The organism is Streptomyces sp. 11-1-2 (assembly GCF_003595545.1).
In the GTDB taxonomy this organism is placed as follows: domain Bacteria; phylum Actinomycetota; class Actinomycetes; order Streptomycetales; family Streptomycetaceae; genus Streptomyces; species Streptomyces hygroscopicus_B.
Genome location: NZ_CP022545.1, coordinates 8,956,173 through 8,981,699, shown reverse-complemented (window position 1 = coordinate 8,981,699; position 25,527 = coordinate 8,956,173). Strand labels below are relative to the sequence as shown.

Below are 25,527 nucleotides of genomic sequence, written 5' to 3'. Positions count from 1 at the left end.
AGCAGTCACACATTCGACACCGACAACGAGCACCGGGCGTGGGGTTCGCCTCGGTCGCAGGGATGCGGCAGCTCGTCGTGGTCATGGCTGCAAGTAAAGCAGACACGCGTACGGACCCATCAAGCATGTCCGTATAGCGGACGTTCTTGACCGGTCCGTGGACGGTGGGAGGGGGTCGCCGGGGTCCGGCTCAGACCCGGCAGGTGATCTCCACTCCCCCGTCGAGGAGCCGTGCGGACACGGCCGACAGGTCCTCGACCACGATGTCGGCGACCAGCTCCTCGCGGGCGGTCGTTGTGGTCAATGCCACGGTCCGCATCCCGGCCGCGCGGCCCGCCGCGAGCCCGGCCGGGGCGTCCTCGAAGACCACACAGCGTGCCGGGTCGACTCCCAGCCGCTCGGCCGCCAGCAGGAACGGCTCGGGGTCGGGCTTGCCACGGGTGATGTCGTCGGAGGTGATCAGCGTTCCGGGGCGTATCGCCACCTCGGCCAGGCGGGCCTCGGCCAGCGGGCGGTTGGCGGAGGTCACCACGGCCCAGCGCGCGGCGGGCAGCCCCGCCAGCAGCTCGGCGGTGCCGGGGAGCAGCTTCACCCCGCCCGGTACGTCCTCCAGCTCCAGCTCGTCGATGCGCGCCCGGGCCCGCGGGGCGCGGTCGGCGGGGAGCAGATCGGCGATGATGTCGTCGGCCGGGCGGCCGTGCAGCTCGACCCGGGCGAAGTCCTCCGCCGGAATCCCCTGCTCCTCGGCCCAGCGGGTCCAGCAGCGATGCACCGAGTCCAGGGAGGAGACGAGCGTTCCGTCGTTGTCGAACAACAGCGCGTCAGCGGAGATCTTCATGAGCCGCAGCGTACGTGGGGGTCGCGGACGCCCTTGGGCGCGGGGCCGAGCGCAGCGCGGCCGGGCGGGCCGATTACCCTCGTCCCATGCTTGTCACTCCCTGTGTGCGCCGCAGTCGGGTGCGCCGCCGCACCGCGCGGAGGTCCCGTTGATCGACGCGCTGACGGTCGCGCTCGGTGTGACCGCGCTCCTCCTCGCCGCGTGGTGCGGCTTCGCCGCCTACCGGGACCAGCCGACCAAGGACTGGCACTTCATCGGCATGGCCGTGGTGGCACTGCTGGCGATCGTGCAGCTGGCCATAGGAGTGGTGCGGCTGGCGGGCGGCGCCGACCCGCAGCAGGGGGTGGCCATCTTCGTGGCCTATCTCATCGGCTCGGCGCTGGCGGTGCCGGTCGCGGCGTTCATGTCGCTCACGGAGCGGACCCGCTGGGGTTCGGCGACGGTCTCCGCGGCGGCCGTGGTGCTGGCCGTGCTCGAGGTGCGGCTGTACGACATCTGGGGAGGCGTCGGTGGCTGATTCACAGGAGGCACGGGAGACACGGGGGGCACGGGAGGCGTCGGTGGCTGAGGACTCGGCGGCCGGGACGACGGCCGGGAAGACGGAAACGGCCGCGCGCACCGGACTGGGCCAGGGCCCCGGGCGGCTGCTGGTGCTGCTCTACGGGGTCTTCACCGTGGCCGCCGCGTCCCGCTCGATCTACCAGCTGATCGCCCAGTACCAGGAGGCCCCGCTCGCCTACATCCTCTCGGCGGTCTCCGCCGTGGTGTACGCGTTCATCACGGTCTCGCTGGTGCGCGGCGGCGAGGGCGCGCGCAAGGCGGCGATGGTCTGCTGTGCGGCGGAGCTGGTGGGGGTGCTGACGGTAGGGACCTGGACCCTTGCCGACCCCTCGGCCTTCCCCGACCAGACGGTGTGGTCCGACTACGGGATGGGCTATCTGTTCATCCCGATCTTCCTGCCGGTCACGGGCCTGCTGTGGCTGCGCAAGGCCCGCCGGGGCGCACCGGATACGGCGTCGCCGGCCTGACCGAGGCCGCGGGTCTGCCGGGGCTCCGCCCCTGAGCCCGGTCGCCGGGCGGACCGGCAGTCCAGCCCGCCCGGCGACCGGCCGCGTCAGGCCGCGGCCTAAGCGCTGGCCGCGTACGCGGCGGCCGTGGCGTCCTTCTCCAGGGTCACCAGGCTCAGCCGGCGGTTGACCTCCTCGGTGCCCACCTGGGCGTAGCCGTAGCGGCGGTACAGCCGCAGATTGCCCTCGCTGCGGTGGCCGGTGAACAGCCGGTACCGCTTGGCGGCCCGGTCCTCGGTCAGCCGCCCCTCGATGGCCGCGAGCAGCCGTCCGCCCAGGCCGTGCCGCTGCATCCGCGGGTGGACGATCAGCTTGCCGATGGCGGCGGTCCCCTTGTCGTCGACGACTCCGCGGACCGAGCCGACGACCTCCGCGCCGAGCCGGGCGACGAGCACGCAGCCCCCGCTCAGTTCGGCGCGCAGGTCGTCGAGCGACTGCGTCAGCGGTTCGATCGAGTAGTCGCCGTAGAGCTCCGCCTCGCCCTGGTAGCACAGATATTGCAGCTTCAGGATCTGCTCGGCGTCGTCCGCGGTCGCCGCGGAGATGGTCACGCTCATGCCCATGTGCGCATGCCTCCCCTATTCTCAGTCCCCCGGCCGCGGTGAGGGTAGGAGTGCGACCGAGGGTTCATGGCCTGGGTGGAGGCGCCGCGTGGTGGGCGTCCGCCTCCGAGGCGCCGGTTGTCTATCGCTCCTTTCCCCATGGTTCAGGAGCCGCAACCTCCGCCATGAGCATTCTGCGCAGGCAAGCCAGACATCGGGAACGTACCGGGCCCAGACTGCCCTGTGACATTCCCAACTGGTGCGCGATCTCGCGGTACGTGAGGTCGGAGCGGGAGAGCATCGCCGCGAGCAGCGCGGGGCAGCGGCCGGGCAGCCGCCGCACCGCCGCGCGCAGCGTCCGGCGGGTCTCCGCGGTCAGTACGGCGTGTTCGGCGGGGTGGGGCTCAGGGCCGCTGAGCGGGCCGCCGGCCATCGGGTCGTACGGCACCTCACGGCGCGCCCGGCGCCTGGCCCCGCGCACCTCGGCCCGTACGGCGCAGCGCAGCCAGCGGGCGGGGTGGGGCGGCGGCCCGGTGTCCCGGGTGCGTTCCAGCAGCCGTAGCCAGACGGCCTGTTCGAGTTCGGCGGGCTCGACGCCGACGCCGTATGCCTCGGCCGCCGCTTCGGCGGCCAGCAGCGGGCCCAGTCGCTTCACAAGGTCCATGCCGGGCGGGACGAGGCCAGGTCGTGGGGTGGTTGCCGGGTGACCGTGGTCTCACCCGACCGGGGAAGCGGCGGGGCCGCGCGTTGACGCTCGCGCGGCCCCGCCGTCACCCCCTGCGTGCGGACTCCGTGCGGACTACTTGCGGAAGTCCGCCGCCGCGAGAAGGGCGGTGTCCGCGTTGTCGGAGAAGATGCCGTCAATTCCGGTCGCGAAGTATGCCTTGAACGCCCCGAAAGCGTCACCGTAGGCGTTGGGGTCGGTGCCGCGGCGGAACTCGGCCGGGAGGAAGGTGTTCTCGTTGCGCATGGTGTACGGGTGCAGGACCAGTCCCGCCGCGTGCGCGTCCTTCACCACGCTGGTCGGCGTGCCCAGCTTGCCGTCCGGCGTCCGGGGGATGATGACCGACAGATCGGGGCCGATGCCCTGGGCGTAGCTCGCGATCCACTTGAGCCCCTCGGGCTTGACCAGGTCCGCGACCGTACGCGGGTCGTTCGCCTCGACGAAGTCCCAGGGCCGGCTGTCGATGGTGGACAGCAGCACGACGGACGGGGTGCCGACCAGCTTGCGCAGCCGCTGGATGCTGCTCGGCTCGAAGGACTGGAGGAACAGCGCCGCGTCCTTCTTGTGGCGGCCGTACCGGCGCAGCAGCTTGGCCAGCGGCTCCTCGAGGCCGAGGCCCAGCTTGCGGAAGTAGGTGGGGTGCTTGGTCTCCACGTACAGCCACACGCGGCGACCGCGCTTGCGGCCCTCGCGCTCGGCCCACTGGAGCACCTCTTCGAAGGTGGGCACCTCCCAGCGGCCGTCGTAGAGGGTGTTGCGCTGACGGTTGCCCGGGATGCGCTCCTTGGCGCGCAGCGTCTTCAGCTCGGCGAGGGTGAAGTCCTCGGTGAACCAGCCGGTGAGCTTGGTGCCGTCGACCGTCTTGGTGGTCTTGCGGTCGGCGAACTCCGGGTGCGCGGAGACGTCCGTGGTGGCCGTGATGTCGTTCTCGTGGCGGCAGACCAGATGGCCGTCCTTGGTGGGGACCAGGTCCTGCTCGACGATGTCCGCGCCCATGTCCAGGGCGAGCTGGTAGGAGCCGAGGGTGTGCTCGGGCCGGTAGCCGCTGGCGCCGCGGTGGCCGATCACGGTGGGAACCGGCAGCTCATGGCCCCGGCCGGACGTCCCCGCGGCAGCCGCCGCGCCCGGCGCCGACTGTGTGCCCGCGGCCGTCGCCGTGCCCGCACCGCTCAGCGCCACCGCTCCCGCACCGAGGGCCGCGGCCCCCAGAAGGGCGCGCCGTCCGGGCTGTTGCTCCCGCTCCATCTGTGCTCCTTGATGTGGTGTTCAACACCTGTCAAATCCAGTCAGAAGATGGGCTGATGGTAGGCGTGGGCAGCTTTCGTACGGGAGACATCGGACGAAACACGGAGGGAACGCGGGTCAACACTGCGTACCAGGTGGGTGAACCTGGTGTGCGCCGGGGCGCGACCGGCGAGTATCGTCCTCATCGGCGCTCCGGTGCGGTACGAGGTTGACGGACCGTACGACGGTGCGCCCCAGACCTTGACCCCGACCGGAGGGCCCGTGTCCCGATTCGCGTTTCTGAAGGCAGTACTCGGTCCGCTGATGCGCCTGATGTTCCGCCCACGGGTCGAGGGGGCCGAGGGCATTCCGGGCTCGGGCCCGGTGATCCTCGCCGGAAACCATCTCACCTTCATCGACTCGATGATCCTGCCGCTGGTCTGTGACCGTCAGGTCTTCTTCATCGGCAAGGACGAGTACGTCACGGGCAAGGGCCTCAAGGGCCGGCTGATGGCCTGGTTCTTCACCGGCGTCGGCATGATCCCGGTGGACCGGGACGGCGGACGCGGCGGCGTCGCGGCGCTGATGACGGGGCGCCGGGTGCTGGAGGAGGGCCGGGTCTTCGGCATCTACCCCGAGGGCACCCGCTCCCCCGACGGCCGCCTCTACCGCGGCCGTACCGGCATCGCCCGCCTCGCGCTGATGACCGGCGCGCCCGTGGTGCCGTTCGCGATGATCGGGACCGACCGGATCCAGCCGGGCGGCAAGGGGCTGCCGCGGCCGGGCCGGGTGCAGGTCCGTTTCGGCGAGCCGCTGGAGTTCACCCGCTACGAGGGCATGGACCGCGACCGCTATGTGCTGCGGGCCGTGACCGACGAGGTGATGAGCCACGTGATGCGGCTCTCGGGTCAGGAGTACGTGGACATCTACGCCACGAAGGCGAAGGCGGCGGCCTGACGTTTCGGGCGCATCGCCGCGGTCCGGTGCTCGGGCCGCCGCGGTGGTGTGTCGGGGGGCCGAGGTTCCGCGGGCGGGCGGCGGCGGTCCCGTCTCCGGCGAACCGCCGGACATGTGTCCCGCGGCGAGCCGCCACCCCCGCACGTTCGGTCGAATCCGCCGTCCCCGCTCCGGCGGAACCGCCGTCGCATGGCGTTCCGGCCAACCCGTCGGGCGCGGCGAGCTGTCGGCTCCGGTTCGCCCGTCGCCATCGTGGCGGAAGATCAGATTCCGCTACCCGCTGGTCACCACCGGGCCCGGGCACTATGGTGCCGCGGGTGACCACAGTGACCGTGCCCTCCCCCGACTTCCTGACGCTGCGCGGTCGGCGATTCGCCCTGACCGATTTCGGCGGACCGGGTGACCCGGTGCTGGCCCTGCACGGCCACTTCGGCCGGGGCAGGATGTACGCGCCCCTGGCCGCCGCCCTCGCCCCGGAACGGCGGGTGATCGCCCTCGATCAGCGGGGGCACGGGCTGACCGGCGGCGGTGGCCCGTTCACGCTGGACGAGTACGTGGCCGACGCCGCCGCACTCCTGCGGGAGCTGCGTCTGAGCCCGGTCCCGGTCGTCGCCCACTCCACCGGCGCGGTCGGCGCGTACGCCCTGGCCGCCCGCCATCCGGACCTGGTGAGCGCGCTCGTCGTCGAGGACATCGGCGCGGTGACGGACCGTCCGGTGGTCAGCCATCCGGTGCTCGACGTCTCGGGGTGGCCGACCTGGGCCGTGGACCGGGAGAAGCTGCGCTCCGACATCGAGTCCCGGGGCATCCCGGACGCCTCGTACTTCCTCGACAGCGCCGAACGGGACCCCCAAACGGGCGGCTGGCGGCTGCTGTTCGAGCCCAGCCATATGATGGCGTCCCAGCAGGCCATGTGCGGTGACTTCTGGGACGACTGGCTGGGCTCCTCCTGCCCCGCGCTGCTGATGCGCGGCGAGCACAGCTCGCTGCTGCCACCGGGCCACGCCCACGAGATGGCCGCCCGCCGCCCCAACACGAGGCTCCGCGAATTCGCCGGGTGCGGTCACTGGATCCACGACGACGCGCCCCGGCCGTACGCCCGCGCGGTCCGTTCGTTCCTGAGCGCGTTGTAGCCGCGTCTTCCCCGTCCCCCCGCACGCCCTTCGGGCGTGGCCTCAATCGCCGGCCGGGCTGGAAGTAGCCGACTCACCCCATGCCCAACCGGCGGCGCCGAGAGCACCGCACCTGCCAGGGGACCCGACGGCCCCGCGAGCGGTCAGGACCAGGGCAGCTCGGAGCGGTGGTGCCAGTAGGTCTCCGGGGTTTCGGCCGGCCGCTCCAGCTCGGTGAGCTGACGCTCGTCCAGGCGGAGGTCGGCGGCGGCCAGGTTGGAGCGCAGTTGGGCCGTGGTGGCGGCGCCGGAGAGGACGACGCTCACCCAGGGACGGTGCAGGACCGCGGCCAGCGCGACGGCGTCCGGAGTCGCGCCCGTCTCCTCGGCCACCTGGCGCAGGGCCGTCGGGAGCCGCTCGGCCGCCTCGGTGAGCCGGCCGTTGGCCACGGCTTCCTTGACGATGACCGCCCGGCCCGCCGCATGGGCCTCGGCCAGCGCCGCCCCGGCCGAGGGCTCCAGCAGGTTGTAGGTGGACTGGACGGTACGGAAGAGCGAGCGCCCTTCGACCTCCACGGCCAGCGCCGCGCGGATCGCCTCGGCCTGGCGCGGACCGCTGGTGGACACGCCGACCGTCACCCCCTCGGCGGCCAGCTCCGCCAGCCGCGCCTGCAGTTCGCGGTCGGTGAGGGCGGGGCTTTCGGGGGTCACCGAGTGGATCTGGTACAGGTCCAGCCGGTCGCCGAGCAGCGCGTCGGTCAGCCCGCGCTGCCGCTCGAAGGTCTGGACGCCATGGTCCTTGACCTCGTGCGTCTCGGCGTCGGTACGCCAGTCCGCGACATACGTATAGCCCCACTTGGAGCCGACCACCACATTCCGCGCGGCGTCCGGGCGGTCGCGCAGCCAGTCGGCGAGGAACTCCTCGGCCCGGCCGTAAGAGCGCGCCGCGTCCAGATAGCGCACCCCGGCGGCGTACGCGGCGTCCAGCAACTCCTGGCTGCGCTGCCGCATCACCTCGACCGGGCGCTCGGCCGGGAGGTCCCGGTCCCGGCCGAGGTTGATATAGGCGGGGCGGCCGACCGCGGCCAGGCCGAGCCCGATCCGGGCCGCCCCCGCCCCGGGGGTCGCGATCTTCGCGAGTCGTTCGAAACCCATGGCTTACGTCCCCACCTCTCCGTTTCAGCGCTTGGCGCTCGCCCACGCGTACTGAGCGGCCAGGTCCTCCTTGACCTCCGCGAGCTGGGCCCGCACCGCCACGGGGGCGGTGCCGCCGCGTCCGTCGCGTGCGGCCAGCGCGCCCGGCACATTGAGGACGCCGCGTACCTCCGGCGTCAGATGCGGGGAGATCTTGGCGAACTGCTCATCGGTGAGCTGGTCGAGCTCGATGCCCGTCAGCTCGCACTCCTTGACGCATTCCCCCGCGACCTCGTGCGCCACCCGGAACGGCACGCCCTGCCGCACCAGCCATTCGGCGATGTCGGTGGCGAGCGAGAACCCGGCCGGGGCCAGCTCCTCCATGCGCTCGCGGTTGACGGTCAGCGTCGCCATCATCCCGGTGAAGGCCGGGAGCAGCACCTCGAGCTGATCGCAGGAGTCGAAGACCGGCTCCTTGTCCTCCTGGAGGTCGCGGTTGTACGCGAGCGGCAGGGCCTTGAGCGTGGCCAGCAGTCCGGTGAGGTTGCCGATCAGCCGGCCGGACTTGCCGCGCGCGAGCTCCGCGATGTCCGGGTTCTTCTTCTGCGGCATGATCGAGGAGCCGGTGGAGAAGGCGTCGTGCAGGGTCACGAAGGAGAACTCCTTCGTGTTCCAGAGGATGATCTCCTCCGCGATCCGCGACAGATCGACGCCGATCATCGCGGTGATGAACGCGAACTCGGCGACGAAGTCGCGGGAGGCCGTGCCGTCGAGCGAGTTGGCGGACGAGCCCCGCTCGAAGCCGAGGTCGGCCGCGACCGCCTGCGGGTCGAGCCCGAGCGAGGATCCGGCCAGCGCGCCCGAGCCGTACGGCGAGACGGCGGTGCGCTCGTCCCACTGCCGCAGCCGCTCCGCGTTCCGCGACAGCGCCTGGACATGGGCGAGGACATGGTGGGCGAAGAGCACCGGCTGGGCGTGCTGGAGGTGCGTACGGCCGGGCATCGCGACGTCGGGGTGCGCCTCCGCGAGCCCCACCAGGGCCTGCTGGAGGTCGGCGATCAGCCCGCCGAGGATCCGGGCGTGATCGCGCAGATACATCCGGAAGAGGGTGGCGATCTGGTCGTTGCGGGACCGTCCGGCCCGCAGTTTGCCGCCGAGGTCCGGGCCGAGCCGCTCCAGCAGCCCGCGCTCCAGCGCGGTGTGCACGTCCTCGTCGGCGATGGTGCCGGTGAAGTCGCCGGAGGCGACATCGGCCTCCAGCCGGTCCAGGCCCGCCAGCATCCGCTCCAGCTCATCGGCGGTGAGCAGCCCCGCCGTGTGCAGCACCCGGGCGTGGGCGCGGGATCCGGCGATGTCGTACGGCGCCAGGCGCCAGTCGAAGTGCACGGAGGCGCTGAGCTTCTCCAGTGCCTCGGACGGGCCGTCGGCGAAGCGGCCGCCCCAGAGCCGGACGTCGCCGCTGTTGCCGTTGCTCACGCTGTTGCTCCTCAGGCCGGGGGGTGTGCGACCGCCTCCCCGCCGCGGGGCGGGGAGGCGGCTTCGATGTGGTCGCGCACGTCTCGTACGTCTCGCACGTCTCGTACGCGGGCTTACGTCTGGTACGCAGGCTACTGCTGCAGATCCCGCTTCGCGGCGATCTTGCTGGACATCCCGAAGATCTCGATGAAGCCCTTGGACAGAGACTGGTCGAAGGTGTCGCCGCTGTCGTAGGTCGCCAGGTTGAAGTCGTAGAGCGACGCCTGCGACTTCCGCCCGGTGACGACGGCCCGGCCGCCGTGCAGGGTCATCCGGATCTCGCCGGAGACCTGCTCGTTCGCCTCGGCGATGAAGCCGTCCAGCGCCCGCTTGAGCGGCGAGAACCACAGACCGTCGTAGACCAGCTCGCCCCAGCGCTGTTCGACCTGCCGCTTGTAGCGGGCCAGCTCGCGCTCGACGGTGACGGCCTCCAGCTCCTGGTGGGCGGTGATCAGCGCGATGGCGCCGGGCGCCTCGTAGACCTCCCGCGACTTGATCCCCACCAGCCTGTCCTCGACCATGTCGATCCGGCCGACGCCCTGGGCGCCCGCCCGCTCGTTGAGCCGCTGGATGGCCTGCAGCACGGTGACCGGCTCGCCGTCGATCGCGACGGGGACGCCCTTGTCGAAGGTGATGATCACCTCGTCGGCCTCGCGCGGGGTGGCCGGGTTGGAGGTGTACTCGTACACGTCCTCGATCGGCGCGTTCCAGATGTCCTCCAGGAAGCCGGTCTCCACGGCCCGCCCGAAGACGTTCTGGTCGATCGAGTACGGGGACTTCTTGGTGGTCGCGATCGGCAGGCCCTTGGCCTCGCAGAAGGCGATCGCCCTGTCCCGGGTCATCGCATAGTCCCGGACCGGCGCGATGCAGGTCAGATCGGGTGCGAGGGAGGAGATGCCCGCCTCGAACCGCACCTGGTCGTTGCCCTTGCCGGTGCAGCCGTGGGCGACGGTCCCGGCGCCGTGCTTGCGGGCGGCGGCGACCAGGTGCTTCACGATCGTCGGCCGGGACAGCGCGGACACCAGCGGGTAGCGGTCCATGTACAGCGCGTTGGCCTTGATCGCCGGAAGGCAGTACTCCTCGGCGAACTCGTCCTTCGCGTCCGCGACCTCCGCCTCGACCGCCCCGCAGGCGAGCGCGCGCTTGCGGATGACGTCCAGGTCCTCCCCGCCCTGGCCGACGTCCACGGCGACGGCGACGACCTCGGCACCCGTCTCCTCGGCGATCCAGCCGATGGCGACGGACGTGTCCAGGCCGCCCGAGTAGGCGAGTACGACGCGCTCGGTCACGGGTGCCTCCTTACGATCCATTGACGATCCATGCGTGCTTAGGCATAAGTATGCACTGGGCCGCATGGTTCGTCAAAGCGGAAGGCGGGAGGGCGTCAGGCAGCGGCAGACGACAGCTACGCATCGCGGGACGAATACACCTACGGCGAGACCGTCACGCTTCGCCTGAGGGATGGCAGCACGGTCGACATCCCCACGGGCGATTTCAAGCGCAGGACCTGAGGTCCGGCCCCCCCCTGGCGCAACCGGCCCGCGTGACGACGAGGTTGCCATGCCGCCGGACGGCTCGTATGGCTGACGCGGTGATGTCACCATGGTCGGTACTGGGGAGACACAGCTGCGGACCGAAGGGGAGTCGGGGCCGGTGCAGAAGAAGCAGACGATGATACTCGGCGCGATCGTGGTGGGGGTGTTGGTGATCAACAACCATGGTGACGGCAACACCCGCGACGGCAAGTCGCCGAATCCGCATCAGACGGCCCGGTACCCGGTCCACTTCGAAAAGAAGAAGGACGACGGGAAGGGCACCAAGAACGGGAAGGGCGGCAAGAAGCAGCCCATACCGCGCTCTACGGTGTCCTACCCGATCAAGTTCGACCATCGGTGACATCGTTCGCGGTTCCCTGGTGGGTGGGACGCGACGACGACTCCCGCCCGCCCAGGGCCGTTCATGGCGCCGTGGGACGACGTTCGGAACCGGAACGCACGCTGACCGCCATGAATCACCTGAATACTGCCCCCAGTCGACGCAGATTCCTCGCCGTGGCGGCCGGCCTCGGCGCCACGGCCGCCGCCGGGACGTCCGGGGTGGCGGCCGCCGCCACGGGTCCGCGGCGGCTGCGCGTGGCCACGTTCAACATCCACCACGGCGCGAGCCCCGCCGACGTACTGGACCTGGAACGCGTCGCCCGGGTGATCGAGGACCTGCGGGTGGACGTCATCGGCCTGCAGGAGGTCGACCGGTACTGGAAGCGCAGCGGCTTCGTCGACCAGCCCGCCTGGCTGGCCGAACGGCTGGGGACGCATCACGTCTTCGGCGCCAACCTCGACTTGGCCCCGGAGGAGCCCGGGCGGCCGCGCCGTCAGTACGGCACCGCGGTGCTCTCCCGCGGGCCGATCCGGTCGTGGACCAACACCCACCTTCCGCTCGTCCCCGGCCATGAGCAGCGCGGCCTGCTCCAGGCCACCGTGGACGTGCGCGGCACCTGCGTCGACTTCGCCGTGACGCATCTGCAGCACGACGACAACAAGGAGCGCGAGCAGCAGGCCGCCCGGATCGTCGAGCTCCTCGGGCCCTCCCCCGAACACACCGTCCTGGTCGGTGACCTGAACGCCACGCCCGAGACCCCGGAGATCGGGATCCTGACCGGCGCGCTCGACGACGTGTGGCCGCGGGCCGGCAGCGGCGACGGCTTCACCTATGACGCGCTCAACCCGCACGCCCGCATCGACTTCCACCTCGCCTCCCGCGACCTGCGCCCGCTCACCGCCCAGGTGGTCACGGCGGACCCGGCGGCGTCCGACCATCTGCCGGTGGTGAGCGACCTGCGGATGCCCGTACGCCGCCACCACCGGTGAATCCCGGAACCTGTGATTCCGGGCCCGAACCTGTGAACCCCGACCGAAACCTGTGAATCCCGGCGGCCTTTGAGTCATCCCGCGCTCGCGGCCGTATTCCCTTGCGCCGGAGCCCAAGGGAAGGGGACAGGCCGTGACGACGCTACTGAACAGCCGGGCCGGGCGGCGGCAGGCCATGCGCCGCATCCAGCCTCGCCGTTCGCCAGCCGTGCCGTTGATCCTGCTCAGCTGGGCGGGCGCGGCGGCGGTGCTGTCGCTGTGGTGGCAGAACACTCCGAACGTCGAGGGCACCGCGCAGTGGCTGACCCACGCCGGGCGGCTCAGTGGGCTGCTCGGCGGCTATGTCCTGGCCCTCGTCGTCCTGCAGATGGCGCGCGTTCCGGCGCTGGAGCGGCGGGTGGGATCGGACCGGGTGGCGCGGTGGCACGCGATGAGCGGGCGGTACGCGCTGTGCCTGATCGTGGCGCATGTCGGGCTGATCATCGCCGGATACGCCGAGCAGGCCGGCACCGGCTTCGTCGACCAGTCCGTGACCGTGGTCACGGACTACCCGGACATGATCAAGGCGACGGTCGGCACCGCGATGCTGGTGGTGATCGGACTGATCTCGGCCGGGATGGTGCGCCGCCGGATGCCCTACGAGGTCTGGTACTACCTGCATCTGCTCACCTACGCCGCGGTCTTCCTGACGTTCTGGCACCAGCTCGCCACCGGCGCGGAGTTCGTCGGGAACAAGACCGCGGAGACCGCCTGGTACGCGCTGTACGGCACGGTCACCGCGCTGGCGGTCTGGTACCGGCTGCTGGTGCCGCTGCGGCTGAATCTGCGGCACCGGATGCGGGTGGAGGCCGTCGTGCCCGAGGCGCCCGGGGTGGTGTCGGTGCTGATCAGGGGGCGCAAGCTGCACCGCATAGGGGCGCAGGCCGGGCAGTTCTTCCGGTGGCGGTTCCTGGCTCCGGGCATGCGCTGGGGCTCCCATCCGTACTCGCTCTCCGCGCCGCCCCGGCCGGAGCTGCTGCGGATCACGGTGAAGGCGGTGGGCGGCCACAGCACCGGGCTGGCCTCGCTGCGGCCGGGGACACGGGTGTGGGCGGAGGGGCCGTACGGCGCGATGACCGCGGCGCGGCGCAGCCGCGGCAAGGTGCTGATGATCGCGGGCGGGGCCGGGATCACCCCGATCCGGGCGCTGTTCGAGACGCTGCCGGGCAAGGGCAGCGACCTCACTCTGCTGTACCGGGCCCGCAGCGTCGGGGATCTGGCGCTGTGGAGCGAGCTGAAGCAGATCGCGACCGAGCGCGGGGCCCGGCTGCTGTACGCCGTGAACGGCCCGGACGGCGCCCGGCCGGAGATCACCGCGGAGCGGCTGGGCCATCTGCTCCCCGATATCGAGGACCACGACGTGTATCTGTGCGGCCCACCGGGCCTGGCCGAGCACGCGTACGGCGCGCTGCGTGAGGCGGGCGTTCCGGATCGCCGGATCCACCACGAATCCTTCGAGCTGTGACCGAGACGTCCGAGCCGTGACCAAACGTCCGAGCCGTGACCGAGACGTTCACGCCGTGACCGAGACGTTCACGCCGTGACCGAGACATTCGAGCCGTGACCCAGTCGTTCGAGCTGTGACCGAGGGGAAGCCATGAAGAGGAAGCATCCGCTGCGCCGCATCGTCCTGGGCACGGCCGCCACCGTCTCCGGTGTGGTGCTGCTGCTCGCACTGAAGCAGCCGGGTTCGGGGGGCGGTGAGGCCGTCGCCCAGAACCAGCCGGGGCAGGCGCCCCCGGTCGCGGCCACGGCACAGCCGGGCGGGGGCGGCGCGGGGGCCGGGGCGGGTGCGGGCGGCGCCCGTACCGTCACCGGCGACGTCGCGCAGACCCAGTACGGCCCGGTCCAGGTGAGCCTCACCGTCAGCGGCGGGAAGATCACCGCCGCGCAGGCGGTCAAGACGCCGAACTCCGGTCCGCAGAGCGACCAGATCGCCAAGGACTCCATCCCGAAGCTCAATCAGCAGGCGGTGGCCGCGGCGAAGGTGGACACGGTCTCCGGTGCCACCTACACGAGCGAGGGCTATGCCAAGTCCTTGCAGAGCGCTCTCGACAAGGCAGGTGCCCAGTGACGTACCAGAGCTACGAACCCGGGCCGCTGCGCCATGTCGAGCACGTCATGGGCACGGTCTTCTCCTTCGACGTACGCGAGGTCGCGGCCACCGACCGGCCCCGGGTGCAGGCCGCGCTGGACGGGGCCGTGGTGGGGCTGCACCGGGTGGACGAGCTGTTCTCCACCTATCGCCCGGACAGCCAGATCAGCCGGCTGGGGCGCGGTGAGCTGACGCTGTCGCGGTGCGCCCCGGAGGTCCGGGACGTGCTGCGGATGTGCGAGGACGCCGAGCACCGCAGCGGCGGCTGGTTCAGCGCCCGCTACGCCGGTGGCCGGCCCGACCCGACGGGCCTGGTCAAGGGCTGGGCCGTGGAACGCGCCGCCCGGATGCTGGTCTCCTCGGGCGCCGGGTCGGTGTGTGTGAACGGCGGCGGCGACGTCCAGGTCCACGGCGGCCCGTGGCGGGTGGGCATCGCCGATCCGCTGCGCCGGGGCGAGCTGGCGGCGGTCGTGGAGGCACACGGCGAACTGGCCGTGGCCACCTCCGGCCCGGCCGAGCGGGGCTGCCACATCCTGGACCCGCGCACCGGACTCCCCCCGGCACAGGGCCTGGCCTCGGTCACCGTGATCGCCACCAGCCTGGCCGACGCGGACGCCTGGGCCACGGCCGCCTGCGCCATGGGCGCCGACCGCGCCCGCCCCTGGCTGGGACGGCTCCCCGACGCCGAGGCATTCGTCATCACCGCCGACGGCACCACCTGGCACACCAGCGGCTTCGCCCGCTATACGGCGGGGCTGTGCGTATAGGGCGCGGCGGAGCCGTGCGTACGGGACGGCCTCTGAGCGGCGGTCATTTCTCGTGGTCGCGGATCGCCTCGGCCAGGACCTGGACATGGCCGAGGTCGAGGTCCTTCACGGCCGTGAGGAGGGTCAGGGGGCCGGAGGTGGCCAGGGCGTGGAGGTGGTCGACGGCCGCCTGGCGCTCCGGGGTGGTGAGTTCGGCGCGGTAGCGGCGGGTGAATTCGGGGAAGCGGTCCGGTTCGTGGCCGTACCAACGGCGCAGTTCGGTGGAGGGGGCGGCGTCCTTGGCCCATTCGTCCAGGTGGGCGTCGGCCTTGGCGAGGCCGCGGGGCCAGACGCGGTCCACCAGGACACGGGTGCCGTCGTCCGGGCCGGGGGTGTCGTACACCCGGCGGATGCGGATCGCGGGCCCGGTCTCGGACGCTCGCGCGGAGGCTTTCTTGGAGGCCATACACCCATGGAAGCATCGCCCCGGCGGCCACCCGCGAGGATAATGCGCCATATGGGAAAGGTGTACGAACGCATCGACGGCAGACTCCGCACCTTCATCGAAGAGCAGAAGATCTTCTTCACCGCCACCGCCCCGCTGGACGGGGACGGCACGGTGAACCTCTCTCCGAAGGGGCTGGCCGGCTCCTTCGCCGTACTCGACGAACTGACCGTGGGCTACCTGGACTTCGCGGGGAGCAACGCGGAGACCATCGCCCATCTGCGGGAGAACGGCAGGATCACCCTGATGTGGTGCGCCTTCACCGGCCCGCCGAATATCGTCCGAGTGCATGGCCGGGGCGAGCCGGTGTTCCGTGACGATCCGCGGTTCGGCGCGCTGCTGAAGCACTTCCCGGGCATCGACGTGGACGCCCACGGGCTGCGGGCGGTGATCGTGGTGACGGCCGAGCTGATCCGGGACACCTGCGGCTTCGCGGTCCCCTTCATGGACTATCGCGAGGAGCGCACGCTGCACGGCGACCGCTTCCGGCGGGAGGACGACGCGTCGCTGGACCGCTACTTCCACAAGAAGGAGCACATCGCCAGCAGCATCGACGGTCTGCCGGGGCTTCCGCTGCCGCTGCCGCCTCTCGGCTCCCCCTAGTGGGTGTAGTGACCACATAACGAGACGGTGTTGCGGAAGGTGCCTCCGGAAGCGTTCGATCACGCGGTGCGATCCGAATCGAAGAGCTCCGCGGCGGACCCCTCGGCGACGGCGGCGCAGCCGCCCTCGCCGTCGCCGGAGTCCACCTCCACCGACCGGGCGGCCCGGCGGGCCGTCACCGTCTTCCCCATCCTGGTCCTCGCCGCCGGGGCGGCGGGCCTCAGCACACCCGGCACCTTCAGCGGCTGGGCGCCGAACGTGCCCTATCTGCTCGGCGTGATCATGTTCTGTATGGGGCTGACCATGACCCCGCAGGACTTCTCCGGTGTGGTCAAGCGGCCGTGGGCGGTGGCCCTCGGGCTGGTCGCGCACTACGTGATCATGCCGGGGCTGGGGTGGCTGATCGCCAACGCCCTCGGTCTCTCCCCGCAGTTGGCGGCCGGAGTCATCCTGGTCGGCTGTGCGCCGAGCGGAACGGCCTCGAATGTGGTGACCTATCTGGCGCGCGGCGATGTGGCCCTGTCGGTCTCGGTCGCCACCGTCTCCACGGTGCTCGCGCCCCTGGTCACCCCGCCGCTGACGCTGCTGCTGGCCGGGGAGTTCCTGCCGGTGGACGCGGGGTCGATGGTCACCGACATCCTCAAGACCGTGCTGCTGCCGGTGGTCGGGGGCTGGTCGTACGGCTGGTCGCCGGGCGGTTCGTCCACCGGGTGCTGGGGCTGCTGCCCTGGCTGTCGGCCGTCACGATCGGCGTGATCGTCGCGGTCGTGGTGGCGGCCAGCGCCGACGCCATCAAGTCGGCGGCGGCGCTGGTGCTGCTCGCCGTGGTGCTCCACAACGGGCTCGGCCTGGCACTGGGATACGGGGCCGGCAAGGTGGCCCGGCTGGGCCCGCCCGCCAGCCGCGCCATGGCCTTCGAGGTCGGCATGCAGAACTCCGGGCTCGCCGCCTCCCTGGCCGCCGCCCACTTCAGCCCGCTGGCCGCCCTCCCGGCCGCCGTGTTCTCCGTCTGGCACAACGTCTCGGGCGCGCTGGTCGCGGCCTGGATGTCGTACCGGGCGCGCAGGGCGACCGCCGGCTGACGGCGGTCATCCGACCGTTGTCATATGACGGCCGGCTCCCATGCCCGGTCGACCACCCGTACCAGGCCCATGTCGGTGAGCTTGACCTGCGGCGACACCGGCAGGGTCAGCGTCGAGACGCTCATGAAGGCGTTGCGGTGGCGCCAGCCCCACGCGTGCAGCGCCTCCCGTACGGCCCCCGCGCCGTCGGCGACCTCGGGAGCGGGGGCCGCGGACATCACGCCGCCCACCGGCAGCGGGAGATGGACGGCCGGACGGCCGGTGACGGCCACACAGATGCCGCCTTGTGAGCCGATGACGCGATTGGCCGCGTGGCGCAGCGCGGAGGTGTCGGTGGCGATGACGGTGAGGTTGTGGCTGTCGTGCGCGTAGGTGGTGGCGACGGCGCCCTCGGCCAGGTCGAAGCCGACCACGGGCGCCATGGCCCGGCGGCCGCTGCCGTGATGGCGCTCGTACACGGCGAGCAGGGCCGTGCGGCCCTCCCACTCCACGATGCCGTCCCGCACGGGCAGGGCGATCTCGGCCGGTTCGGTGTAGGTGTCGACGGGGTTCACCCGGAGCGCCCGGAAGGTGTGCTCACCGTCGGGGAGATCGACCCGCCAGCGGCAGTCGTCCTCGTCGAGGGGCGCGAGGCGGACCGAGTCGGCGAAGGGGTTGGCCACCGGGGCCGCCGGGGCGCCGGAGTCCTCGACCACCCGCCCGCCGCAGACGACGGTCACCGGCGTCGGGTCCTCCAGGGCGCGCAGCAGGACGAGGTCGGCGCGCTTGCCCGGGGCCACCACTCCCCGGTCGTCGAGGCCGAGGCGCCGTGCCGGGTGCAGGGTGAGGGCGCGCAGGACGGTCAGCGGGCCCAGCCCGGCGTCCAACGCGACCCGCGCGATGTGGTCCAGGTGCCCGCGCTCGAGGATGGCGTCGGCCGCCAGGTCGTCGGTGACCAGGCAGAAGTCGGGCAGGACGGGGAGCTCATGGAGGCGCTCGACGAGCTCGGGGGTCAGGCACTTCTCCTGGAGCATGAGCAGCATCCCCAGCCGGGCCTTCTCGACGGCCACCTCGGGGGTGTTCTTGGTGTGGTCGGAGTCGATCCCGGCCCACAGATACTCGCCCAGGTCGTCGCCGGAGAGGCCCGGGCAGTGGCCGTCGAGGCGGACGCCCTTACGCCGGGCGGCGTCGACGATGGCCCGCATGCGCGGGGAGCCCGCGACCACGGCGCGGTAGTCCATGACCTCTCCGAGGGTGGTCACCCCTTCCCAGCCGAGCATCTCGGCGATGTCCTCGGCGGTCAGCCGGGATCCCGCGGTCTCGAAGCCTTCGAGCGCGGGCACGCAGGAGGGCACGGCCCACAGCATGGTCTGTGAGGGGGAACGGCCCTGCTCGATCATCCACGCCATGGCCTCGCGCCCCGCCACATTGACGATCTCGTGGGGGTCGGCGAGCACCGTCGTCGTACCGCGCCGCACGGTGATCCGGGCGAACTCGGCGGGCGTGAGCAGCGAGCTCTCGATGTGCATATGCGCGTCGATGTATCCGGGTGCGAGGAGCAGCCCGTCGGCGTCCAGGACACGGTCGGCCTCGATGCGCACACCGGGCGCGGTGACGGCGCGGATGAGGTCGCCGCTCACCACCACGTCCGCCGGGACGATCTCGCCGGTGTGCACCGAGACGACGCCGGCACCACGGATGAGGAGGTCGCAGTGGCTGGGTATCGGCATGGGGTCTCCTGCTCGTTTCCATTTTTTTGCGGCTCGGTTCGCCTCCGGGGCGCTCAAACCTCCCCCAGTCCTCGGCGGGGGTCCCCCCGTCGACGGTCGAGGGTGCTCGGCCCTCCAACCGGCGGTAGCCGCATATCGACGAGAGCCCGAGGGGCCTGCGCGCGCTCTCCCTTTCGACAGCGGCGCGCCCTTTCGCTCGCCCCCGGCTACCGCTGGGAGGTGCCCCAGCCGGGGGTCAGTGGGACGACGCGGCGCCGGCCGCACCGTAGCGGCCGCGCAGCCGGGACATCAGGAAGGCTCGGAACGCGTCCGCGTCGACGCCCGTCGCGACCTTCGCGTTGGCCGGCCGCCCGGTGCGCCCGTGGACGTCGGCGACCAGGGCACCGCGGGTGAACTCGCCCGCGCACTCGACGGTCACCCATGCCGGTGTCCACTCCAGGAGTTCCGGTCGGACGACGGCGGCGACGGCGAGCGCGTCGTGCACGGCGCAGGCGCGCACCAGGTGGCGGCGCGCGTACCGCTCGATGAGGTGGCTCAGCATATGCCCGGCCGCGGCGGTCACCGGGGCGCCGTCGGCGATGAGCGCCTGGGCATCGGCGAGCGGCGTCAGGGCCCGGCGGGTCACATCCAGCCCGACGATGCGCAGCGGCACACCGGCCTCGGTGACATACCGGGCGGCCTCGGGGTCGGCGTGGAAGTTGAACTCGGCGGCGGGCGTGGTGTTCCCCGGGGCGAACGCGGCTCCGCCCATGACGACGATCTCCTTGAGCCGCGTCCGGGTGTCGGGGTGGGCGTGCAGCAGCGCGGCGACATTGGTGAGCGGCGCGGTCGCGATCAGGGTGATCTCACCGGGGCGGTCGCGTATCTGGTCGGCCGTCCAGTCCACGGCATGGCCCGGCTGGGCGGCCCGGCCGGCCGCGGGCAGTTCCACGCCTCCCAGGCCGTACGCGCCGTGCACCGGTTCATCGGGGTGGCGCGGCACCCGGGCCAGCGGCCCGGCGTATCCGCGGAGCACCGGGGTGTCCGCCGCCGGGCCGCCGATCAGGTCGCACAGCCGCAGGGCGTTGTCGACGACCTGATCGAGTCCGACGTTGCCCGCGACGGTGCACACGCCCGCGATGTCGAGCTCCGGCGACGCGTACGCCAGCATGAGCGCGATCGCGTCGTCGATGCCCGGGTCGCAGTCGATGATGACCCGTGAGGGGGCCTCGCTCATCCGGAGACCTCTCGCTGGAAGCGGTCCACCCACTCGTCGTTGTGGTCGACCGCGTAGCCGAGGTCGGGTGAGGTGAAGCCGGCGGCGGACGGGTCGCTCGCGGCCTTGCCCGACACCTTGGTGATCGCGGCAGGCACCTTGGCGTCCTTGTTGACCGGCTTGTCGCTGAAGGAGGCGGCCGCCTTCTCCTGGACGTCCGCGGAGAGCAGATAGTTGATGAACTTCTCGGCGCCGGCCTTGTTCTTACCGCCCTTGACGATCTGGGCGGTGTTGGCGGCGACATAGCGGCCCTTGTCGAACGGCGCCCAGCCGATCGGCTTTCCGGCCTTGGCCGGGTCCACCGCGAACAGGTCCAGACCGGGGGCCATGTCGACCTCGCCGCGGTCCAGGAGGCTCACCAGCTCGGTGCTGCGGTTGAAGAACTTGAGCACGTTGGGCTTGAGGTCGGAGAGCTTCTTGAAGGCGGTGTCGGTGTCCTTCGGCCCGGAGCCGTAGGTCGCGGCAGTGGCCTGGAGGAACGGGGCGCCGGCGCTGGTGGACAGGTCGGGGACGGCGACCTTCCCCTTGTGCTTGGCATCCCACAGGTCCTTCAGCGTCGGCGGCTGAGTGAACTTGTCGGTGCGGTAGAGCATGCCGAGCAACTGGTAGGTGTAGGCCGGTCCATAGCCGTCCGTGCTCTTGGCGAAGTCATAGATCTTCGAGACGTTGGGGACCTTCTTCGGGTCGATCTTGTCGAAGAGGCCCTGCTTCTGGCCCATGGCGGCGAAGAGGTCGGAGATCATCACGACGTCCACGGTGGGGTCGGCCTTGTTGACGCGCAGCTTGGTCAGCCGGTCGGCGTTGGCTCCGGCCTCCACGGTGACGTCGATCCCGGTCTTCTTCTCGAACGGCTTGACGACGGTCTTCTCGAACTGGTCGGCGCCGAAGCCGAAGGTACTGACGGTCAGCTTCTTGGGATCGGCGTCGGCGGATTGGGCACAGCCGGAGAGGGAGAGGGAGACAAGGGCGGCGGCCGCGGCGCCGCCTATGAGTCGGGTGGTGCGCATCATGCGGGGCACTCCTGCTGTTCGGGGGGTTCGAGCCGGGCGTCAGCGTCGTCGCCGGGCAGGGGGACGGCCCGCGCCAGGGGCAGATGGAGCCGTATCGACGCGCCGGGGCGCAGGGCCTCGTCGGTGCTGACGGCCTGGAGGGTGCGGTCGCCGACGGTGACGGTGACCGCGAAGTCCGTACCGCGGAACCGGACCGCGGTGACGGTCGCGTCGACCACCTCGCCGCCGGCGGGCGGCTTCTGGGTGGGAGCGAGGATCTCGATGTGCTCGGGCCGGATGGTGACCCGGCCCCGTCCGGGCAGGTCGAGGAAGTTCTCGTAGCCCAGGAACTGAGCGACGAAGCGGGTCGCGGGCGCCCGGAACACCTCGCGCGGGTGGCCCTGCTGCACGATCCGGCCGCGGTCGAGGATCACCATGGAGTCGGCGAGTTCGAGCGCCTCCTCCTGGTCGTGGGTCACCAGGATGGTGGTCAGCCCGGTCTCGCGCTGGACGCGCAGCAGCTCCTGCCGCATCTGGATCCGCAGCCGCGCGTCCAGGTTGGACAGCGGCTCGTCGAGCAGCAGCACCGAGGGCCGGATGGCCACGGCGCGGGCCAGCGCGACCCGCTGCTGCTGGCCGCCGGAGAGCTCCTTGGGCTTGCGCCGTGCGAGATGAGCGAGCCCGACCAGCTCCAGCGCCTCGCCCACCCGGGTGCGGATCCCGGCGGCGGGCACCCCCCGCATCCGCAGCCCGAACGCGACGTTCTTCTCCACGGTCAGATGCGGGAAGAGGGCGTACGACTGGAAGACCATGCCGATGTTGCGGCGCTCGGGCGGCAGGTGGGTGGCGTCCTTGCCGTCGAGCAGGATCGTGCCGCCGCTGGGGGGCAGAAATCCCGCGATCATCCGCAGCGTCGTCGTCTTGCCGCAGCCGCTCGGGCCGAGGAGGGCGGTGAACTGTCCGCGCTCCACGGTCAGATCGATGGCATCCACGGCCACCGACCCCGAAAACTCCCGGGTGATGGCCTGGAGCTGGACCACAGGCGTCGTCATCTGGCGCATCCCTACTTGCTGAAGACCTTGTTGAAGCCGACGAGCCGCTCCGTGACCACGGCGACCAGCACGGTCGCCGCCAGCAGCAGCGTGCTCACGGCCGCGACGACCGGGTCGAAGGAGAATTCGACGTAGTGGAGCATCTCGACCGGGAGGCTGGAGACTCCCGGGCCGTTGAGAAGCAGCGAAAGCGGCACGTTGTTGAAGGAGGTGAGGAAGGACAGCACGGCCGCGGAGACGATGCCGGGCGTCATCACCGGCAGGGTGATGTGAAGGAACGTCCTGAGCGGGCCCGCGCCCAGACCGCGTCCCGCCTCCTCCAGGGCGGGGTCGGCCATGGCGAGCGACGCCCCGGTCACCCGTACCGCGTACGGGAGCAGCAGCACGGTGTGGCCGATCAGCAGCGCGCCCAGGGCGGTGATCCGCAGGGTGACCATCAGCTGCTGGAACAGCGCGAAGCCCAGGACCAGCTCCGGAACGATCGCCGGGGACAGGAACAGCGCCTCGACCGCCCTGCGACCGCGGAACCGCCGCCGCTGGATGGCCAGCGCGGCCGGTATGCCCACCAGCAGGGCGAGGACCGTGGCCCCGGCCGCGACCAGCAGACTCGTGCCGAGCGCGGCATGGAAGGGCTGGTAGGACAGCGCCTTGCCGAACCACCTGCCCGACAGGCCCGGGGGCGGGAACTCCACCGTGTCGCCGGAGGAGAACGCGATCGCCACGACGAGCAGGATCGGTCCCAGCAGGAACACCATCGCCAGCGCGGACAGCGCGGTGAGCACCGGACGGCCGCGCATCAGACCGCCCCCACCTTGGACAGCCGGCCCGAGACCACGCTCGCGGCGAGCACCAGGGCCGTCATGATCAGGGCGACTGCGCTGGCCGCGCCCCAGTCGAGCTTCACATTGGCGTAGTCGTACAGCAGGGTGGCCAGGGTGCGGTTACGGGTCCCCCGAGCAGCAGCGGCGTGGTGAACGCGGTGACCGCGCCGGCGAACACGAGCGTCGCGCCGACCAGCACCCCGGGCAGCGCGAGCGGCAGCACCACACGCCGGAAGGCCCGGCCCGAACTCGCGCCCAGTCCGCGGGCCGCCTCCTCCAGCTTCGCGTCGACATGGGACAGCGAGCTGTACGAGGTCAGGATCATGATCGGGGTGAAGAGCTGGGTGAGCCCGGCGACCAGGGCGAACTCGGTGTACAGCAGCTGAGTACCGCCGTCCGCGAGCCCCAGGTCGACCAGCAGGGAGCTGATCAGCCCATTGCGGCCGAGGATCACCAGCCACGAGAAGGTGCGCACGACGGTGGACAGCAGCAGCGGGAAGACCGCCAGGGCCAGCAGCAGTCCCTGGCGGCGCGCGGGCGCCCGGGATATGAGGTACGCCACCGGGAAGCCGAGCAGCAGGCAGATCGCCGTGGTGAGGGCGGCCACCCTGACGGTGCGGGCCGCCACCTCCAGGACATAGCCGTCCCCGAGCATGGAGCCGAGTTTGCCGAGGACATCCGGATCGTCGGCGGCGGGCGGCGCGAACAGCGTGATGCCGAAGGGATAGAGAAAGCCGAAGGCGAGAAGCGCCATGCCCGGCAGGAGCAAGAGGCCTGATACCGCTCTGCGTGACACGGGCCGGTCCCCCTTGAGTGCGATCGGATGTCTGCAACCGGTTGCAGCAACCGATTGCAGGCAAGCTACGCTAAGCATGGGGAGGCCGTCAACGGTGGCCGGTTAAAACCGTGTAACCAGCAAGGAAAGCAGGGGCGGATGGTTCGGCTGGCAGATGTCGCACGCGCGGCGGGCGTGTCCACTTCGACGGCGTCGCGCGCCCTCAGCAGGCCCGATATGGTCGCGCGGGAAACCCGGGAGCGGGTCTCCCGCGCGGCCGCCGAGATGGGATTCCGGCTCAACGCCACCGCGCGTGCCCTGACCACCGGCCACACCGGCCTGGTGGGGGTCATCGTCCCCACCCTCGCCAACCCCTTCTTCCCGCCCATCGTCACAGGGGTTCAGCAGTCCCTCACCGAGGCGGGCGGCAATGTGCTCCTCGGGGTCTGCGACCACTCGGCCGAACGGGAGCGGGAGCTGGTGACGCAGCTGGGATCCCAGGTCGACGGGCTCATCCTGGTCGCGCCGGTCAACGCCGACGCGACGCTGCGCGCCTTCGCCGAGCGGCTGCCGGTGGTGACCGTGGACCGCACGGCGCCGGGGCTGCCCGGAGTGGTGGTGGACACCCCCGGCGGCGTACGGAAGCTGACGGCGCATCTGCTCGACCTCGGCCACCGCCGCATCGCCTACCTCGGTGGCCCGCCCGGCTCCTGGATGGACCGGCAGCGCCGGAAGGCCGCGCTGGACTCGGTGGCGGACAGCGGGGGCGAGCTGACCGTACTGGACCCCGTACCGCCGCAGTTCGACGCCGGGCTCGCCGCGGCGGAGCATCTGGTACGACACGAGGCCCAGGTCACCGCCGTCATGGTCTACAGCAGCTATGTGCTGCTCGGGCTCTTCATGGGGCTGGGCAGAGCCGGGCTGCGCGTGCCCGCGGACATCAGCCTCGCCGCCTCGGACGACCTGACCGTCATCGGCATGACCCAGCCGGGCAGCACCGCGCTGCATGTGCCCCTTCAGGAGGCGGGCAGCGCGGCGGGCCGGCTGGTGAGGGAGACCCCGTCCCCGGGCGGGCGGCCGCCACGGATCCGTATCCCCACCCATCTCGTGGTGCGCGACTCCACGGCGGCGCCGCGGAGCGACGACTGAACCTCAGGGCTCCGCTGGAAGCCCGGTGCGTCGCCTGCGGGTCCATCGTGGCCGGTCGCACCCCGCGGCGGAACCGCATATTGAGCCGCATATCGATACAGCCCCGCGCCCCTTCGGTCGCTGCCGAACCGCACCGGACCTCACCAGACCCGCCTAGCGCTCCTTCTGGGCCAGGCGCAGCAGATGGTCCGCGAGCTGCTGGCCGCCCACCGGGTCGCGGCTGATCAGCATGAGGGTGTCGTCGCCCGCGATGGTGCCGAGGATGTCGTGCAGCTCCGCCGAGTCGATGGCCGAGGCGAGGAACTGGGCGGCGCCCGGCGGCGTGCGCAGCACCACGAGGTTGGCCGAGGCCTCCGCCGAGATCAGCAGCTCGGCCGCCAGCCGGGCCATCCGCGCCTCGCTCGCCGACTCGCCGAGCGGGGCGCGCGGCGTGCGGTCGCCGCCCTCGCTCGGCACCGCGTAGATCAGCTCACCGCCGGTGTTGCGGATCTTCACCGCGCCCAGCTCGTCCAGGTCCCGGGAGAGCGTCGCCTGGGTGACGGAGAGCCCGTCGTCGGCGAGCAGCTTGGCGAGCTGACTCTGGGAGCGCACGGCCTGCCGGTTCAGGATGTCCACGATCCGGCGGTGGCGTGCGGTGCGGGTCTGCGGCACGGCCGGTCCGCCGTGGTTGGCGTCCTGCACGTCGGTGTGCTGCGTGTCGGTGTGCTGCGCCTCGGTCATCGGTGTCG

At 71.6% G+C, this 25,527-nt stretch carries 26 protein-coding genes and 1 pseudogene; 12 read left to right on the top strand and 15 right to left on the bottom strand.

What is annotated here, in order from left to right:
• Positions 1–190: 190 nt before the first annotated feature.
• On the bottom strand, positions 191–838 hold the full coding sequence (locus CGL27_RS38555) for an HAD-IA family hydrolase (protein WP_014056171.1): 648 nt from the start codon (positions 836–838) through the stop codon (positions 191–193).
• Between the two features lie 148 nt (positions 839–986).
• On the opposite strand from CGL27_RS38555, the gene CGL27_RS38550 reads away from it, so the two are divergent.
• On the top strand, positions 987–1,355 hold the full coding sequence (locus tag CGL27_RS38550) for a hypothetical protein (protein WP_078639924.1): 369 nt from the start codon (positions 987–989) through the stop codon (positions 1,353–1,355).
• Positions 1,356–1,398: 43 nt separating this feature from the next.
• Positions 1,399–1,866: a hypothetical protein gene (locus tag CGL27_RS38545; RefSeq protein WP_205587821.1), complete on the top strand. Its 468-nt coding sequence runs from the start codon at positions 1,399–1,401 to the stop codon at positions 1,864–1,866.
• A gap of 98 nt (positions 1,867–1,964) precedes the next feature.
• On the opposite strand, the gene CGL27_RS38540 is transcribed toward CGL27_RS38545, so the two are convergent.
• The 3 genes from CGL27_RS38540 to CGL27_RS38530 all read right to left on the bottom strand — a co-directional run bounded on the left by CGL27_RS38540 (position 1,965) and on the right by CGL27_RS38530 (position 4,416).
• Positions 1,965–2,468, bottom strand: a complete 504-nt coding sequence (locus CGL27_RS38540) for a GNAT family N-acetyltransferase (RefSeq protein WP_078639926.1) — start codon at positions 2,466–2,468, stop codon at positions 1,965–1,967.
• 121 nt (positions 2,469–2,589) lie between these two features.
• Complete coding sequence (locus CGL27_RS38535) at positions 2,590–3,111, bottom strand: sigma-70 family RNA polymerase sigma factor (RefSeq protein WP_078639927.1); 522 nt, start codon at positions 3,109–3,111, stop codon at positions 2,590–2,592.
• A gap of 135 nt (positions 3,112–3,246) precedes the next feature.
• Complete coding sequence (locus CGL27_RS38530; protein ID WP_119992260.1) at positions 3,247–4,416, bottom strand: glycerophosphodiester phosphodiesterase; 1,170 nt, start codon at positions 4,414–4,416, stop codon at positions 3,247–3,249.
• 240 nt (positions 4,417–4,656) lie between these two features.
• Here CGL27_RS38530 and CGL27_RS38525 point away from each other — a divergent pair, with 240 nt between their 5' ends.
• Together CGL27_RS38525 and CGL27_RS38520 are read left to right on the top strand one after the other, a co-directional pair.
• On the top strand, positions 4,657–5,352 hold the full coding sequence (locus tag CGL27_RS38525) for a lysophospholipid acyltransferase family protein (protein WP_240450789.1): 696 nt from the start codon (positions 4,657–4,659) through the stop codon (positions 5,350–5,352).
• A gap of 305 nt (positions 5,353–5,657) precedes the next feature.
• Positions 5,658–6,485 carry an alpha/beta hydrolase gene (locus tag CGL27_RS38520; protein WP_119992259.1) on the top strand — a complete coding sequence of 276 codons (828 nt, stop codon included), beginning with the start codon at positions 5,658–5,660 and terminating at the stop codon, positions 6,483–6,485.
• Between the two features lie 143 nt (positions 6,486–6,628).
• Here CGL27_RS38520 and CGL27_RS38515 read toward each other — a convergent pair whose 3' ends face one another.
• From CGL27_RS38515 to CGL27_RS38505, 3 genes are all read right to left on the bottom strand, one after another.
• A complete protein-coding gene (locus CGL27_RS38515; protein ID WP_119992258.1) occupies positions 6,629–7,618 on the bottom strand; it encodes an aldo/keto reductase in 990 nt (329 codons plus the stop codon).
• Between the two features lie 24 nt (positions 7,619–7,642).
• Entirely contained in the window at positions 7,643–9,073 is a 1,431-nt protein-coding gene (gene argH / locus CGL27_RS38510) for an argininosuccinate lyase (RefSeq protein ID WP_078639931.1), read from the bottom strand.
• A gap of 131 nt (positions 9,074–9,204) precedes the next feature.
• Positions 9,205–10,401: an argininosuccinate synthase gene (locus CGL27_RS38505; protein WP_078639932.1), complete on the bottom strand. Its 1,197-nt coding sequence runs from the start codon at positions 10,399–10,401 to the stop codon at positions 9,205–9,207.
• A 364-nt stretch (positions 10,402–10,765) separates the two neighbouring features.
• Between CGL27_RS38505 and CGL27_RS38495 the strand changes: the two genes are divergently transcribed.
• The 5 genes from CGL27_RS38495 to CGL27_RS38475 all read left to right on the top strand — a co-directional run bounded on the left by CGL27_RS38495 (position 10,766) and on the right by CGL27_RS38475 (position 14,880).
• Positions 10,766–11,008, top strand: coding sequence for a hypothetical protein (locus tag CGL27_RS38495; protein WP_162953160.1), 243 nt, complete (start codon positions 10,766–10,768; stop codon positions 11,006–11,008).
• A 110-nt stretch (positions 11,009–11,118) separates the two neighbouring features.
• A complete protein-coding gene (locus CGL27_RS38490) occupies positions 11,119–11,979 on the top strand; it encodes an endonuclease/exonuclease/phosphatase family protein (RefSeq protein ID WP_119992257.1) in 861 nt (286 codons plus the stop codon).
• 175 nt (positions 11,980–12,154) lie between these two features.
• Positions 12,155–13,483, top strand: coding sequence for a ferredoxin reductase family protein (locus tag CGL27_RS38485; RefSeq protein WP_162953352.1), 1,329 nt, complete (start codon positions 12,155–12,157; stop codon positions 13,481–13,483).
• Positions 13,484–13,615: 132 nt separating this feature from the next.
• Complete coding sequence (locus CGL27_RS38480; protein ID WP_119992255.1) at positions 13,616–14,092, top strand: FMN-binding protein; 477 nt, start codon at positions 13,616–13,618, stop codon at positions 14,090–14,092.
• 47 nt (positions 14,093–14,139) lie between these two features.
• Positions 14,140–14,880 (top strand): FAD:protein FMN transferase, encoded by a 741-nt coding sequence (locus tag CGL27_RS38475; protein ID WP_119994763.1) that lies wholly within the window; start codon positions 14,140–14,142, stop codon positions 14,878–14,880.
• A 43-nt stretch (positions 14,881–14,923) separates the two neighbouring features.
• Here the strand turns inward: CGL27_RS38475 and CGL27_RS38470 are convergent, their stop codons facing one another.
• Complete coding sequence (locus CGL27_RS38470) at positions 14,924–15,325, bottom strand: DUF488 family protein (RefSeq protein WP_119992254.1); 402 nt, start codon at positions 15,323–15,325, stop codon at positions 14,924–14,926.
• A gap of 51 nt (positions 15,326–15,376) precedes the next feature.
• Here CGL27_RS38470 and CGL27_RS38465 point away from each other — a divergent pair, with 51 nt between their 5' ends.
• Both CGL27_RS38465 and CGL27_RS38460 read left to right on the top strand, forming a co-directional pair.
• Complete coding sequence (locus CGL27_RS38465; protein ID WP_078639942.1) at positions 15,377–15,967, top strand: pyridoxamine 5'-phosphate oxidase family protein; 591 nt, start codon at positions 15,377–15,379, stop codon at positions 15,965–15,967.
• Between the two features lie 189 nt (positions 15,968–16,156).
• Positions 16,157–17,049 (top strand): annotated as a pseudogene (locus tag CGL27_RS38460) (bile acid:sodium symporter family protein).
• Between the two features lie 20 nt (positions 17,050–17,069).
• On the opposite strand, the gene CGL27_RS38455 reads toward CGL27_RS38460, so the two are convergent.
• The 6 genes from CGL27_RS38455 to CGL27_RS38430 all read right to left on the bottom strand — a co-directional run bounded on the left by CGL27_RS38455 (position 17,070) and on the right by CGL27_RS38430 (position 23,629).
• Positions 17,070–18,758, bottom strand: a complete 1,689-nt coding sequence (locus CGL27_RS38455) for an adenine deaminase C-terminal domain-containing protein (RefSeq protein WP_119992253.1) — start codon at positions 18,756–18,758, stop codon at positions 17,070–17,072.
• Between the two features lie 235 nt (positions 18,759–18,993).
• On the bottom strand, positions 18,994–19,974 hold the full coding sequence (locus CGL27_RS38450) for a nucleoside hydrolase (RefSeq protein ID WP_119992252.1): 981 nt from the start codon (positions 19,972–19,974) through the stop codon (positions 18,994–18,996).
• A complete protein-coding gene (locus CGL27_RS38445) occupies positions 19,971–21,020 on the bottom strand; it encodes an ABC transporter substrate-binding protein (RefSeq protein ID WP_162953159.1) in 1,050 nt (349 codons plus the stop codon). The genes CGL27_RS38450 and CGL27_RS38445 overlap by 4 nt, the downstream gene beginning before the upstream one ends.
• Positions 21,020–22,054, bottom strand: coding sequence for an ABC transporter ATP-binding protein (locus CGL27_RS38440; protein ID WP_119994762.1), 1,035 nt, complete (start codon positions 22,052–22,054; stop codon positions 21,020–21,022). The genes CGL27_RS38445 and CGL27_RS38440 overlap by 1 nt, the downstream gene beginning before the upstream one ends.
• A gap of 11 nt (positions 22,055–22,065) precedes the next feature.
• The gene (locus CGL27_RS38435) at positions 22,066–22,851 is read right to left on the bottom strand and encodes an ABC transporter permease (protein ID WP_205587819.1); all 786 of its coding nucleotides are present in this window, start codon (positions 22,849–22,851) and stop codon (positions 22,066–22,068) included.
• 103 nt (positions 22,852–22,954) lie between these two features.
• Positions 22,955–23,629: an ABC transporter permease gene (locus CGL27_RS38430; protein WP_240450788.1), complete on the bottom strand. Its 675-nt coding sequence runs from the start codon at positions 23,627–23,629 to the stop codon at positions 22,955–22,957.
• Positions 23,630–23,809: 180 nt separating this feature from the next.
• Here CGL27_RS38430 and CGL27_RS38425 point away from each other — a divergent pair, with 180 nt between their 5' ends.
• A complete protein-coding gene (locus CGL27_RS38425; protein WP_119992249.1) occupies positions 23,810–24,799 on the top strand; it encodes a LacI family DNA-binding transcriptional regulator in 990 nt (329 codons plus the stop codon).
• A 153-nt stretch (positions 24,800–24,952) separates the two neighbouring features.
• Here CGL27_RS38425 and CGL27_RS38420 read toward each other — a convergent pair whose 3' ends face one another.
• Complete coding sequence (locus CGL27_RS38420; RefSeq protein WP_119992248.1) at positions 24,953–25,519, bottom strand: arginine repressor; 567 nt, start codon at positions 25,517–25,519, stop codon at positions 24,953–24,955.
• Positions 25,520–25,527 lie beyond the last annotated feature (8 nt).